1 protein-coding gene is annotated in these 1,686 nt (G+C 39.3%); it reads left to right on the plus strand.

Features of this window, described 5'->3' with window-relative positions; translation table 11 throughout:
• Window positions 1-362 precede the first annotated feature (362 nt).
• Window positions 363-1,451, plus strand: coding sequence for a DinB family protein (locus FM107_RS19530; RefSeq protein WP_179204481.1), 1,089 nt, complete (start codon window positions 363-365; stop codon window positions 1,449-1,451).
• Window positions 1,452-1,686: the final 235 nt, after the last annotated feature.

The following is a 1,686-nucleotide window of genomic DNA, read 5'->3' on the forward strand; positions in this document are numbered from 1 at the left end:
AAAACACCTAATAAATTATTGGAATAATAATAGACGGGGTTCATCGGGCGGATACTTATTTTCCACCTTAAAACATTTGATGATACTAGATTTGCTACATTACAATCATGCTAAAATTAGAGAAAAACACTCATTTTTGAAGCAGTTAATCTCTTGACCTACAACAGTGAACAAAACGCAGGAAATACACTAAGATATTATCCGAACCAAAAGCACTCGTATTCTCACCCACGTAAGTCACTGATAGACAGATATGATACGGCTTGTATATATTCTTAATTTATTATAGAAAATTCATCTTTAGGTACGAAAATTGCGGCAATTCACCGAATTATTTTTAGCCAATTTTAAAAAAGAATATTATGAGAATTCTAAAGAAAATCCTACTTGTATTGGCCATTTTGATAGCCGTTCCTTTAATTGTGGCATTATTTGTCAAAAAAGAATACAGCGCAGAGCGAGAGGTTACCATTAACCGTCCCAAAACCGAAGTATTTGAATACATCAAGCACCTGAAAAATCAAGAACAGTACAGCAAATGGGCGAACTTGGATCCCAACATGAAAACAACATATACTGGTACAGATGGTACGCCAGGATTTATCTCCCGTTGGGAGAGTGATTCCGACAGTGTGGGTGTGGGAGAACAGGAGATCAAAAAGATTACCGGTGGTGAACGAATCGATTTTGAGCTGCGTTTCGAAAAACCATTTGAATCCACAGAGCAGGCCTATATGATCACCGAATCGGTCGATAACAACCAAACTAAGGTGAAATGGGGATTTAATGGAAAAATGAAGTACCCCTTTAACCTGATTTGTCTGTTCATGAATATAGAACAAATGATCAGTAATGATTTGCAGACAGGTTTAGACAAATTAAAATTAATTCTGGAAAGCCAGGCGCCAGTCCCCGATGGAAGCATTGCTTTTCTAAGTGATTATTATAATCAAACAACCCGAAATCTTACGGATGCAGTCAAAGGACTCTCGCAGGCTCAATTAACATTTGTATCCGGGCCAGGTAAATGGTCTATTGCCCAATGCCTAGAGCACATTATAGCAACCGAGAAAATGCTTTTCGAAATGGCGAAAACCGAAATTGCTAAACCGGCTCAACCCACGCGTAGATCCGAGGTAAAAACAACCGATGAAGCGTTGGTAAGTATGGTCACCGATCGTTCGGAAAAGTTCAACGCTCCCAAAGAATTGCAACCCTCCGGGAAATATGTGAATGCTAATCTGGCCCTGAATGATTTCAACGCAACAAGACAACCCGTACTGGACTATATTAGCAGTGCGGATCTTGGAAACTTACGTAATCACATCATCGAGCACCCTACAGGAATATCCGATGGATACCAGAATCTGCTCTTTATAGCGGCTCATAGTGCCCGCCACACCAAACAGATAGAAGAGGTGAAATCGCAACCTAATTTCCCAAATCAATAAACACCGAGGAATTAAAATGAAAACGCGTTAATTTTAAAAATTCCTGATAAATCATGGTGAGATCAGACCTTTCGTATTTTAAAGGTCTGATCTGCTTTAGCGGAGGATGGATGAATACGTGCTTGTCAAAGCTGTTCGGGATTTTCTTTCAAACTCATCTGGGGACATAAATCCGGAACCGTAATCATCTTCTTTTGTTCTTACTTCTCTTTCCGGAAAACAAATATCGAACAAA

Origin of the sequence: Sphingobacterium sp. JB170 (assembly GCF_900163865.1) — a bacterium.
GTDB lineage: Bacteria > Bacteroidota > Bacteroidia > Sphingobacteriales > Sphingobacteriaceae > Sphingobacterium.